The sequence below is a fragment of the Chitinophaga parva genome, from assembly GCF_003071345.1.
GTDB classification, from domain to species: domain Bacteria; phylum Bacteroidota; class Bacteroidia; order Chitinophagales; family Chitinophagaceae; genus Chitinophaga; species Chitinophaga parva.
Genome location: NZ_QCYK01000001.1, coordinates 1,863,122 through 1,875,869, shown reverse-complemented (window position 1 = coordinate 1,875,869; position 12,748 = coordinate 1,863,122). Strand labels below are relative to the sequence as shown.

The following is a 12,748-nucleotide window of genomic DNA, read 5'->3' as shown; positions in this document are numbered from 1 at the left end:
GCCAGGGCAGTGTTGTTTAAAAATGAACCGTATTCAAATTCTTATCCACGAGCAGGCCTTCCGTTATCTTAAACGCTGGCTTTACTTTACGCTTAGCCTTCAGTTTCAGGATAAACAGGTCATGGGTGCCGGTCAGGGCTTGTTTGTTGCCGATATTGACAAACGTAGGATACAATGATTTGCTTCCATTAGCGTGCAGGCGGTCATACGTAAGGTTTTCCATCTGCTGCATGTCCAGTACCTGTACGCCTGTAAACTCGTAATCCTGCGCGTTGTAGGGCAATGCAAAGCTAAGGGCATTCACAGACTGGAGATCAGTTCCTTTTACTTTCAACTCCACAATATCACCTGCATTGTACTCTTTTGCGGAAGGCTCAATTGCAAGTGTACCACCTAGTTTCCCGCCCTCACTGTTATCCACACCATCTTCCAGCTGCGTGGCCACCACAGAGATGTCATATGCATCTATGAGGTTGTTCTTATTGATGTCGCCGTTGCTGATATACCCTTCAAAGTCTGCATCTCCTTTTCTTAAACCGGTATAGTTCATGTAAGAAGTGAGATCATTTTTATCAATGCGGTGATCATTATTAATATCACCAGGCAGCGCACTTTCCGTGCCCGGAACTTTAAATACATACAACTCCCTGCCGGAACCATAGTTACCCACCGCATCAGATACTGCTACACGGATATAACGGGCCGTGGGATGATTGGTAAAGTTGAAGACTTTCACCTCCCCATTCCCGGCCCATTCAAATGTACCGGCGTCCGTCCATTGTTCTTTATCGGTGCTGTACGCAACCTTTCCTTTCAGGATAACACCATTGCCACGGGAACGCGGCAGGTAGTGAAATTTATCCAGCTGGTTGAGGGTCTTAAGGTCGAGGGTTATCTCAAACGGAACAGCTTTCTGTCCCCATTTGGTGTGCCACAGATCGGTTTCATCAAAATCAACCAGTTTGTCTGTTTCCGCGTCTTCCTGGCTCTCCGCAGAACATTGCGCGGTGATACCATGGATCGCAAATTGCAGGGGGTTGGCCTTTGTAGTAGCGTTAATGGTGGTCCAGCCAGAATAACCGTCCTTATTGACGGCACGCAACCTGAATGAATAGGGCGTCTCCGCCAGCAGGTCATCAAACAACAGAGCGGTATCCCGGATAGCAGTGTATCGCATGCCATTGAAATCTATTTCATAGCAGTCTGCGTTATCCACCTGCTGCCACGTAGGCTTCAGCGTGAAGGCTTCCGTGTTCCTGTCAGTCACCTGTGCATTCGCAGGTGCGGCCAGCTTCCCGTGCGCTGCATGCTGCTTATCCACCGGGGCAAATTTAAAGCCCGTCACTGTGACGGTGATTGTATTGGCCGTAATATCCGTAGCGGCCAGTTTGATAAGCAGCTGCGGGTTTTTGATGATCTTCACTTGTTCAAATTCACTTCCCTTGGTCGCAAATTTGTTCAGGTTTGGTGCGGCATCGTAAAAATACGCATTGTCTTTCTGCAGGTAGTCCGCCATAGAGCTGGCCGGTGCGAGGGTCACGTTGCGCTGGCCGATCTTCGCGGTCACCATCTTTGGCTTTTCGGTTACATTGACGATAAGGGCAGTGGACTTACTTTTCACAAACCCGTTAAAATCCCCTTTTGTGGGATGCACCGTTACCACCACATCACTTCCTTTTAACTCCGTCTCGATGCAGGTAGTGGCTGCTCTCCCGGCTTTATATTCCTCGGTGGTACCATCATCGTCATACTCCGTAAAAGTGCTTTTACCAAATGGATACAGCTCATATTTGCGGACATGCTTATTGATCGCTGAAACGTTATTATTCGCATCTGTCACCGGGATGATGGCGCCATCCTTAACAAACACGGGCAGTTTCCAGACCGGCACCGCAAAGGAATTGAGCACTACCCCGCCGTTGTACTGCTGGCCGGTGAAATAATCTATCCAAACACCCGGTGGCAGGTAAATGCCATTGCGGACATCATTACCCTTCTCATCCAGCCTGGTGGCCTGGTACACCGGTGCTACCAGAAAGCTGGGGCCATACATGAACTGGTAGCGCGTGGCAGTACCTAAAGTATAGGCATTCGGATACTCCAGGAACATAGCACGCATAATAGGCAACCCGGTCACCGCCTCGTGGGCAACGCTGTAAGTGTACGGCAACAGCGAGGACTTCAGTTTTAAATAGTTCCGGTTAATGGAGGCTGCAGGTTCACCCAATGCGTGCGGGTATTTTTCATTTGCGCCCCAGCCATCCATGTTGAGCTGCATGGGGGTAAATGTTTTCCACTGAAAATCGCGCGTATTGATAACGGGGTTTTTACCCCCAAAGATGCCATCCATATCAGAAGTGATATTAGGCTGGCCAGACAATCCCGACCCCAGGTAGGTGGGAATATGAAAACGGATATATTCCCAGTCTCCCCCGGTCTGATCGCCAGACCAAACGGCGGCATAGCGTTGTGTACCAGCCCAGCCGTCCAGCGAAATAATGAAAGGCCTTGCATTCCCGTAGTAAGACATGATCTGCGCTACATCGGACACTCCATTCAAACCAAAAGAATAACCGGCACCTACCCAGGCAACGTCTGTTTTCAACACGCGCACGCCTGCATCCCTCGTTTCTTTAATGATATCCCTTTGTAACAGGGCGCTCACTTCCGGCTTTGGATGTAAGTCCGACTGCGTCCACAATCCGATCTCCACGCCATTTTTACGGGCATAGTCGCCCAGGTTTTTCAGGTTCTGGATATTGCTGTCCAATGTCCCGGTCTGGCCATAGCCGGCACCATAGCCATCATTGGGCAGTATCCAGCCCAGGGGCATGTCATGGCTTTTATAACGGTCTATCACCGCGCGGGCAGAGAATTGATAGTTATTCTTTTCCCCGTTCAGCGACTCTTTAATACCACCGTTGTCCTTCTGGCTTTCTTTATAGCGTTTGCCATCTTCAAACAAAATGCCCACGGAATCCTGCTTCCAGTAGTCGCGGTTGTAGGCATTCAGGTGGCCTTCGTAAAAGCCAAACCTGGGCAGCAGCACAGGATTGCCGGTGAGCTGGTAAAAGTCATTGAGCAATGCCACTGCGCCATCATCGATCATAAAGAAAGCATCGAGATAATTCGTATCGTGTGTAAGTTTTACGATACCTTTTTCCTTGGCGCCAAAATCATAGTTGCCTTTTGCGAAAGTATGCCACATAACGGCATAGCCATTTGTAGACCAATAGAAGGGGTTGGGCGAAGCCACGCCGCCATCCGTCCAGCTGTTCTGGTTTTCTATTGCGATGGATTTGCCTTTATGGGAGAAACGGCCGTTCTGTACACCGCCACCGTAGAAATATTCCTGAGGGTGTTCCTTCAACGTGAGTACAACTTTGTTCTTTTCAACGCTGGCCGGTGCAAGCATTTCCAGTACCGTGTCATTCGTTGCACGATTCACTACTTTCAGCAAGGAAGCTTGTTTATCGACCAATATAGAGATCCTGGCAGTAGTGATAGCCACCCACCCGTTTTGTGTAGTGAGATTCACCGCTGCAACAGGCTTCCTGGGATTATCCACCAGTATTTTTGCCGGGGGATCAGCTTTAGGACTGCGCAGGAAGTTCTGGGCGCTGTCCTGGAAAAGACGGAAGATATTCTCTCCATAGCAGTCAATGGTCATCCGTTGATTATCTGATAGCAACAGTTCAACGGTGGTAGCATTGATCTTCTGCGCACTGATCACCTGCGATGCCTGCTGTTCCTGTTTTGGTGTTACTTTCTGTTGTGCCGCAAGATGGGGGGCGTAGCAAAGCAGGAGAGAGAATGCACCTGTTAAGATGCCTGATTTCCGGAGCAATGGCTGCCCTGTCCAATTTTTCATGATTGTTTTTGTTTATTTCCAGGCTTCCGGCACGTGGTGTAAGCCGGTCAGACGATTTAGTATTGGTCCTGGTAAAATAAGCAATATTTATGGGGGTGTACACTGCGCGGCGGCCTTGAAAACTACGCAAACGATTGTGTAACACCAATCAATCGTTTGTGCTGGTTTTGGGGTGAATACTGGTCAGGACCAAAAAGTAATCCTCCCGCTTTCCGGGGCCAGCCTATGACCTCATCAAACACAAACAATACTATATGGTATTTGTTAATTAATTTAGAAAAAAAGCACCGATGGGAAACCGAAGTTATTTATATCTCGGGAAAGGCGGGCCAAACCTTTTCGAGGCCAATAATTCTTTACCATTTTTCTGGATCAGCCTTTTGGACAAGTCTATCCTGGATAACCACAAACCCGCGTGGGAAAAATACGATCAGCTGGAAGCAACAGAAAATGAGACTGCGATAGATGAACTGCTTGGCAATATCCCTTCCCCACTTGATTTTGCTATCTGCCGCGCTGCCTTTGACCGTAATACCGCACGGACAACCATGTTTCTTGAAAAACATTTTCCTCACCTGCTGCCCCTGTACAACGATTTCGTGCATTACGTAGCATCCAAATTCCAGGAAGGAGATCACGTTATCCTCAGTGCGCTGGAGATAGCTGGTTTCCATGCTTCCAGCGTAGCGTTCCTGCAAACCTTATATGCGGAAACGGGTGCCATCGCACATGACACACCAACAGCGGTCCATTACCTGTTTGATGATGACCTGATCGCATCCGGCATTGGCTTTAGCTCATCGGACGACTTTGCCGGTAATTCCCCTGCGTACAGGGAAGCATTGAAAGCGCGGAATGTTGTAGCCGCACCTGCTAAAGGCAAGCAGGCAACACCTCAAAAGAGATCCGCATTTGTTACCGCATTCATACTGATATTGTGCCCTGTGTTTACTTATATTGTTTATCGTGGCTATTCCAAAGAAGGCGTTTCCGTTACAGTGGTCATGCTGGGGTTATGCAATATCGGCTTCTATTGGCTCGGCATATCGCAGTTGATGGCGGTCATAAAGGGTTATAAAGGAGGAAGGAGATAGTGCATTAATTCCTGGAACCGCGTTCTTTTTATGTAGACTAATTCGTTACCCCGTTACCACCGGAGATAAGGGTACTGTCTGCTGCAGGATGCAAGTAGGTCCGTATAATATATTCAGTTATGGGATGGAGCTTCCGGTGGATTTCCACCGGATGATATCCGTCTGCGGTAAAATACTCCAGGTTACCATTCAACTTTATATACCACACCCGCCCTACTGCTTTATACGTAATGGTATCCGGTGTGGTGATCTTCCTGAAATGCGCCAGGTGTTCCGCATCATATGCTATGATCAAGGTATTGGCTTTCTTTTCATTACAGGAAATCCGTTCATAGTGATCCCCGGCCCAGTACATACATCCTTCTGGCGGCATCCCCCATTTAAATTTAAATGCAAGATAAACCCCGGCGCCTGCCAGCATTGTCGCCAGGCATAATATAAACATAATAAGTTGCCTCCTTTTCAACCAGGGCATACGCTGTGCCTTTCCTCCAGAAAGCAGGAACAGCCGGGGTGCAGCGGCTGATTCCGACGGCTGTGCTTCCGTTCCACCCGGCGCCTGCCTGCCCACATCGCCACTTTTTGTTTCCTGCGCGTCCACAACTGCCTGCGCCGTCTTATTCTCGGGTCCTGCTTCTTTCTTCCCTTCCCGCTCCGCCCCATCCCCTGGTCCTGCGTCCTTCTTCCCTTCCCGCTCCGTCTCGTCCTCCATTTCTGCTTCTTCCCCCGCTTCCTGCCCGGTTGCCTTCTCCACTACTGCTTCATTCCTCCCCAGCTGCTCCGTCTCCCCCTTCACTGCTGCTTTCTCCCCTTCCTCCACATCAGCATTGGCTGCGTCGAGTTCCCCATATTGCTTTCCAAACTCGAAGGGTCGCTGATCAAAGTCGATCAGCCAGGCCACCAGCTCCACGTTTTTCTCGTCGCTTCCTGGCACCCTACCTTTTAAAAAATTAACCGGCGGCCGGAATTTATCTGTGTCGAGCCGTTTTATAGCCCGGAGATACCCTTCCTTTCCATCCTGCTTTCCAAAAAAACCGCTCAACGCGCGCTCGTCTTTGCGCAGGTAGCGTGTTGAACATACCTCCAAACATTCGTCTTTAAGATTTGCCGGCGAGGCATGCAACAGGCGGTGTGAGAGGGCATTTTCCGCCTTTTTCCTCGCATAAAAAGCAAGGACCTGGGATCGATAATCTGCAAACATCTTAGAAAGTATAAGGTAATCCTATTCGAATTTATGGAATCAGTGCGGCATTTCCGGAACCCCAACGGAATTGCCGGAATTACCGGAATTATCGGAATCACTTACTAATCAACGGCTTAACCCAGCTTAGTTTTGCTTTGAAGTTGATGAATCACCGTACTAGCTAGCGGTATTCTGTACAGCATCAGCTTCACCTGAGCAAAGAAACACGGCAACTGCTAACCGGCCGGGAAGCGTTTACCGGCTTCCGCAATCGATGCTCTCCTCCCACTTCCCAAAAACGTAAGAAGCGCTTCTTATCCCACTCGTCATGCGGCAGCCCGAGCTGGCAGCCGTGAATTATTACACATTAAAAAATTGCGAAATGTTTTCAATTTTTATAGCTTTTTTCTGGGGCCTTGTATCTCCCCACCATACGCAGACTAAGTGTAGTCATCCCACATCGCAGGTATCTACAATGGACGACACCGGGGGCGAAACGGGACACATCCCCCCTCATCCGCCCACTTCTCCTACTGGCGGCAATTGATCACCAAAAAATAAGGCAAGCTTGTTCTTGCCTTATTTTTTATATCCCCGGGCAGGCGGATTGTTTAACATGAAAAATTTACGCTAAATTTCATTGCAACTATTTAAAATTGTGCCTGGCAGCGTGCAACTCCATTGGCAGGCACCCCAATTGTTAAACTAAACATTCACCTTGAAAACGCCCCTTTCCCTATTGGTACTGGCCATCGTCCTATCTAGCTGCGCAAAGACACATACAAGTACCACCATGACAACGGACGCCGATTACCGGAAAGCAGAATCGCTGTTGTATAAGCGGAATGATTCAGCCTTTTATTATTATAACAAGGTTGTCTCCGGTGCAAAGGACAGTTTACTGATCGCCATGGCCTACAGCGATATGGCGGCCATGCAATCCGATGCCGGCGATTACTTTGGCAGCCAGGAAAACCTGTTGACTGCGCTGCACTACCTCCATGAGGGCCGGGAAAAAGACCGGTATTGCCTCACAGCTGCCTACAATGAACTGGGTAATACGAACCTGAACCTGAAGCGCTATGCTGAATCCATTGACTATTACGACCAGGCATTGCGGCTCATCCAGGATGACGTATTTAAGCTGATCGCTGCAAATAACAAGGCAGTTGCCTATCAAAAGGAAAAGGACTACGCCCACGCCATTGGTATCTATGACTCCATCCTGAACAAAAGCAAGAAATATAAAAAGGAATATGCCAGGATCCTGTCTAACAGGGCCAGGACAAAGTGGCTCCAGGATTCCAGCTACAATGCGGCACCGGAACTATTGACCGCCTTGCAGATCAGGACGGCGGAGCAAGATCTATGGGGCCAAAACGCCAGCTATGCCCACTTATCCGATTACTATGCACCTACACGGCAGGATTCCGCATTGCGCTATGCTCATAAAATGTATGCAACCGCCAGCACACTTCAGAGCCCTGATGATGAAATGGAAGCGTTGCAAAAACTGATCATGCTGGATGATCCCCGGAACGTAAAGCCATACTTTGCCCGCTACCAATTTCTGAACGACAGCCTACAAACCGCGCGGAGCAACGCCAAGAACCAATTTGCCCTCATCCGTTACAATGCAGAAAAGAACAAAGCAGAAAACCTGAAGCTGCAAAAGGAAAACGCAGACAAAAAACTCCAGATCCTGAGGCAGCGCCTGTTTATCTATGGGACCATCACTGCCACCCTTATCGCGATCGCATGCACGGTATTCTGGTACCGGAAGCGGCGCGAAAAAATAGCCTTGGAAACGCAAAACCTCATCCGGGAAGGCCATTTAAAAACTTCCCAGAAGGTCCACGACGTGGTTGCAAATGGTTTATACCGGATCATGACTGAAGTGGAGCATAACCCCGTCATTGAAAAAGAAGACCTGCTGGACAAGATCGAGGTCCTTTATGAGCGGTCGCGCAACATCTCCTATGAACCGTTACCCCCGACCATTTTAAATTTCGAGGACCAGCTGGCTTCCCTTTTAGGCTCCTTTGCCTCAGACACCACCAAAGTAGCCACCAGTGGCAATAAAGGTGAACTATGGGCGGGCATAAATACCAGCACACAACAAGAAGTTGCCTACATCCTGCAGGAACTGATGGTGAATATGAAAAAACACAGCCAGGCCAGGAATGTATTTATCGCATTCCGGCGTAGCAACAACCAGATCACCATCCAGTACACAGATGACGGCATCGGGCTAAAGCCACAAGATAAACAGGGAAATGGGCTCATAAGTACGGGAAACCGTATCGCTGGTATGCGGGGCGAAATTACTTTTGACACCAACACCAAAACGGGGCTTAAAATCCTGATCTCTTTCCCAATAGCATAACACCATGATTAAACGCATACTGATAGCAGAAGACCATGAAAGTGCCAATGTCTCCGTGCAGAAAACCGTAGAAGCACTGCAGATCTCCCAGGCAGATCATGCTTTCTATTGTGACGACGCATTGGCGAAAATAAAACTGGCCCTGCAAAAGAATGATCCCTACGACCTGTTGATCACAGACCTGTGGTTTGAAAAAGATGAGAAGATCCAGAAAATTGCGGACGGCATGCAACTGATAGCCGCCGCAAGGGAGATCCAGCCAGCCTTAAAAATCATTGTTTTCTCTGCTGACAACCTTGCTGCAACAATCGAAACACTCCATAATAAGCTGGAGGTAGATGGCTATGTCCGTAAAGCCCGGAATGATGCGAAGGAGCTTATCCTGGCAATTGAATCTGTTTCCAAAAACCAGCGGCATTTCCCAAAACAGGCGCACCAAAGGAAAACCCATGATTTCACGGAATACGATATCACAGTTATTACCCTGCTTGCCAAAGGCATACACCAAAAAGACATTCCCACTTATCTCCGGGAAAACGACATCCCGCCCTTTAGCCTCAGCAGCCTGGAAAAACGGCTGAACCATATCAAAGACTTGTTCGATTTTTCCAAAAATGAACAGCTTGTGGCCTTTTGCAAAGACATGGGCATTATATAAGGTTCCCGTACGGGTTCCCGTAAAAAACAAAGTTGCCCCAGTACTACATTTGATTTAAATAATTATTCAGTTATGCAATCAATGTATTACGTTTCCACCATTCCCCAGGGCAATGGTGACCATGAGGTACACATTTCCTCCTGCCCCTTCTTCCCCAAACCAGCACACCGCACGTATATCGGAGCATTTAATACCTGCCACGAAGCCGTGAAAGCTGCCAGGTCCATTTATCCCCGTGCCGATGGTTGCAAGAGTTGCCTGCCCGCCTGCCATACCCGCTAGACCGTTCATTGGGCGCGGTTATACACTGTACCGATCATGATCACCCCATCCATGAGAGCACTGCTTTTTGTATGCTGCATTTTCAACGCGGTACGGTGTTCAAGCGCCAGGACTGTTTATATCTGCGATAGTAAAAGCGCCAGCCGGTATCATCTACGGGCAGATTGCAGGGGGTTGAGCAGTTGTCAGCACAACGTGATCGAAGTAACGCTGGCGGAGGCGATCAGCAGGGACAGAACGCTTTGTAAGTTAGAGCGATGACAGCTGAATTCTAAAATCATCCTGTATGAGTTGGTCTTATCGAAAATCATTTGGATCGTTTCCTGTGAAAATTAACCTCTCCAAGAGGGGCGTCAGTTATTCGGTTGGTATAAAGGGAGCCCACATTAATATAAGTTCCAGGGGAACTTACGTGAACCTGAGCGCCAACGGCATCAGCTATCGTCAAAAAATCACCGGACCGCCGGCTCCACCTCCATCTCTCCCGCCTCGCCCATTGGATCATCCTCAACCGGTACATAATATCGGGTCTGCCAGTGTTGAGCAACTTACCGATACAGATTCAACGGCGTTTATTACGGAGCTAAATCAAAAATCCAGGCTATCGCCGCTTGCTCCCTGGGGCTGGGTCCTCTTATTCGCAGGCCTGGCAATATTAATGCTAACCTCTTTTGCCCAAAAAACGGTGATCCTCCAACCGCCCAGTGATACGCCTATTGTAAGGGTAACTGCGCAAAGCGGGGCGAACATCCGAAAGGAGCCCCATAAAAAAGCACCTATCCTGCAAACAGTACCCTATGACCAATCACTCCTGCTTCTTGATACTATTGACCACCAGTGGTTCCTGGTATCCATCAACGACGCTACCGGGTATATTAACCAGGGGCTGGCGATGATCGACCATGTACACCACGATGCAATCACCGAAGATGCATGGCAACGCACGAAACAGGTATTTACCCTACGAAGTGCTTGTCATTATCGGGCTATTTATCCCCCTCATCCGCTGGTTGAAAAAAATCGACAAACAACGTCTTGAAATAGTGCTTCATTATGATATGGACGACCGGTACCAGAAGGTATACGAGCAATTCCGCGCTCACTTTTCCGTTTTCTCCCGTTCATCGGGTATATGGCAGTACCTGAACGCCCAGTCCACCTATGACCAAAAGCGCAATGCAGGAGCCGGGAAATTAATAGACAGGGTGCGGGTGCGCGGCGTTTTCGACAACAGCATCCCGGCACCCTACTTTGTTACCAATGTTGCCATACCGTGTATCTTATTAAGTAACCTAGAAATGTATTTCCTGCCCGAGCGCCTACTCATCAGGCGCGGCAACACTTTTGCCGCGGTATTTTATAAAAATCTACAGATCTCCGGTAGCACGATACGATTCATCGAATCAGATCCGCTTCCCAGTGACGCGGTGGTGGTTGATTACACGTGGCAATATGTAAATAAGAATGGTGGGCCGGACAGGCGTTTTAACAACAACCGGAAGCTCCCGGTATGCAACTACTCGGAGTACAAGTTTACATCGGGTACTGGAATTTTTGAGATCATCACTACTTCAAAAGTGGCTGTCATGGACCCTTTTGCAAATTTCCTTGCTGCAATCGGTGGTTTACAGGCCAGGATGGAGGGAGGGCTTATTGCTTAACTTATTTTACAAACTAATTAATTATGATACAAACGCTTACAGAAGAACAGGCAAGGGAGAAAGCCCTGCAGGATGTTAAATTATATATGGCTGCCGGCTGGGATGTTAAAGAAGAGACACCACAGTGCTTCTTGTTGCAACGTAATAAAGCCAGCAGGATGGGTCATTTCCTAATTTTCCTGTTCTTTGGCTGGTGGTTGTTGCTTATTCCGAATATTCTTTATCATTATCTGTCCAGGGAGAAGAAGAAGATCTTAAAATAGTAAAGAAACGGGGCTACCAGATTCCATGTTCATGCCACAACTTGCCGGTTCCGCCTGGGCTTTCAGGCCAGCTGATTCTTCCCCAATAATTTCAGCATCCTTGCATGGTCCACCAAGGCTCCCCAAAAAGTACGCTTTTCGTGATACGGTAGTCCGAAGTCCGCTGCGGTTTTCTTAACAATGGGCGATAATTTCCGATAGTGGATATGACATATGTTGGTGAACAAGTGGTGCTCGATCTGGAAATTCAGGCCCCCGATGCACCAGGTCAACCACCGGCTGCGGGGTGCAAAATTCGTTGAAGTGGCCAGCTCATGAATCGCCCAGCTTTCTTTGATGTGTCGTTTACCTCCTTCCTGTGCCGGCTCGGGGAATGAAGCATGCGGCATGATATGGGAGGGTTGGAAAATACAGGCCAACGTTAGGCCGGCGGTAAAATGCATGATCACAAAACCGGCCAACACGAAATACCATGGCTGGCCCGAAAACAGCAATGGCAATACCAGCACATAGCCGTAATAGAACATTTTATACCAGGTGATACGTAAAATGGCCTTACTTAAAGACACTTTCTGCTTCACCAGCAGGTTGCGCCGCCCGAAGCGGATCACCTGCAAATAGTCTTTTGCCGTCATCCAGAACAAAGTCATGCACATGTAGAAAAACCAGGCATAAAGATGCTGGTAGCGATGAAACCAATACCACTGTTGCCTTGGGGAAAGCCTTAAAAGCACGATGCTGTCGATGTCTTCATCTAGGCCGTCTATATTGGTATAGGTATGATGAAGCAAGTTGTGCTGGATTTTCCAATTAACGCTATAGCCGCCAATTAACTCCAGAATATATCCCAGAAATACATTAACCTTCCTGTTAGCCGAATAGGCCCCGTGATTGGCATCGTGCATGATGCAGGTCCCGATTCCGACAATACCACATCCCATCACAACCCAGCACAGCCAAAACAATGGCAGGTGACCCGCCCCAATATTACTCACTATCATAGCCCATGGAAGAAAATAGACGATCACCATCAAGATTGTTTTCATCCACATTCCGCGGTTGGCAAACGGGGAGGTGCCCGTAATTCGAAAATAGTCCTTTACCCGCGCCGTGACCGTATCGATGAAGCTTTCGTTTCCTTTTGAGGCGAACCGGACTATATCTAATTTTGTGACCTTCATGAGAAAATAATAATTAAGTTTGAACAGGCTTCGCGCCGCAAATTTGAATCCGGGGCTAACCCTATAAAGATCGGCTATTTCAGCGGCATTGGCGTTAATTTATTTAACGAGAACAACCCTAGTTTCTCCCAACCTGCATTATGGAACTACTTTTGAATTATTGATCTAT

Annotated in this window: 10 protein-coding genes; 7 read left to right on the top strand and 3 right to left on the bottom strand. The window is 48.4% G+C overall.

Annotation, left to right across the window (positions count from 1 at the left end; genetic code table 11):
- Positions 1–16: 16 nt before the first annotated feature.
- Positions 17–3,871 (bottom strand): TIM-barrel domain-containing protein, encoded by a 3,855-nt coding sequence (locus DCC81_RS07900; RefSeq protein ID WP_108686005.1) that lies wholly within the window; start codon positions 3,869–3,871, stop codon positions 17–19.
- Between the two features lie 290 nt (positions 3,872–4,161).
- Here DCC81_RS07900 and DCC81_RS07895 point away from each other — a divergent pair, with 290 nt between their 5' ends.
- Complete coding sequence (locus DCC81_RS07895) at positions 4,162–4,965, top strand: hypothetical protein (RefSeq protein WP_108686004.1); 804 nt, start codon at positions 4,162–4,164, stop codon at positions 4,963–4,965.
- Between the two features lie 37 nt (positions 4,966–5,002).
- Here DCC81_RS07895 and DCC81_RS07890 read toward each other — a convergent pair whose 3' ends face one another.
- Positions 5,003–5,899, bottom strand: a complete 897-nt coding sequence (locus DCC81_RS07890; RefSeq protein ID WP_133177601.1) for a hypothetical protein — start codon at positions 5,897–5,899, stop codon at positions 5,003–5,005.
- Positions 5,900–6,941: 1,042 nt separating this feature from the next.
- On the opposite strand from DCC81_RS07890, the gene DCC81_RS07885 reads away from it, so the two are divergent.
- The 6 genes from DCC81_RS07885 to DCC81_RS07860 all read left to right on the top strand — a co-directional run bounded on the left by DCC81_RS07885 (position 6,942) and on the right by DCC81_RS07860 (position 11,398).
- Entirely contained in the window at positions 6,942–8,534 is a 1,593-nt protein-coding gene (locus DCC81_RS07885; protein WP_108686002.1) for a tetratricopeptide repeat-containing sensor histidine kinase, read from the top strand.
- A gap of 4 nt (positions 8,535–8,538) precedes the next feature.
- Positions 8,539–9,192: a DNA-binding transcriptional response regulator gene (locus DCC81_RS07880; RefSeq protein ID WP_108686001.1), complete on the top strand. Its 654-nt coding sequence runs from the start codon at positions 8,539–8,541 to the stop codon at positions 9,190–9,192.
- Between the two features lie 72 nt (positions 9,193–9,264).
- Complete coding sequence (locus tag DCC81_RS07875; protein WP_108686000.1) at positions 9,265–9,474, top strand: hypothetical protein; 210 nt, start codon at positions 9,265–9,267, stop codon at positions 9,472–9,474.
- Between the two features lie 286 nt (positions 9,475–9,760).
- Positions 9,761–10,513 (top strand): DUF4236 domain-containing protein, encoded by a 753-nt coding sequence (locus DCC81_RS07870; protein ID WP_108685999.1) that lies wholly within the window; start codon positions 9,761–9,763, stop codon positions 10,511–10,513.
- Positions 10,443–11,135 (top strand): hypothetical protein, encoded by a 693-nt coding sequence (locus DCC81_RS07865; protein WP_165806376.1) that lies wholly within the window; start codon positions 10,443–10,445, stop codon positions 11,133–11,135. Before DCC81_RS07870 ends, DCC81_RS07865 begins: the two co-directional genes overlap by 71 nt.
- 23 nt (positions 11,136–11,158) lie before the next feature.
- A complete protein-coding gene (locus tag DCC81_RS07860; protein ID WP_108685997.1) occupies positions 11,159–11,398 on the top strand; it encodes a hypothetical protein in 240 nt (79 codons plus the stop codon).
- A gap of 62 nt (positions 11,399–11,460) precedes the next feature.
- Here the strand turns inward: DCC81_RS07860 and DCC81_RS07855 are convergent, their stop codons facing one another.
- Complete coding sequence (locus DCC81_RS07855; RefSeq protein ID WP_205686270.1) at positions 11,461–12,579, bottom strand: fatty acid desaturase family protein; 1,119 nt, start codon at positions 12,577–12,579, stop codon at positions 11,461–11,463.
- Between the last annotated feature and the right edge of the window lie 169 nt (positions 12,580–12,748).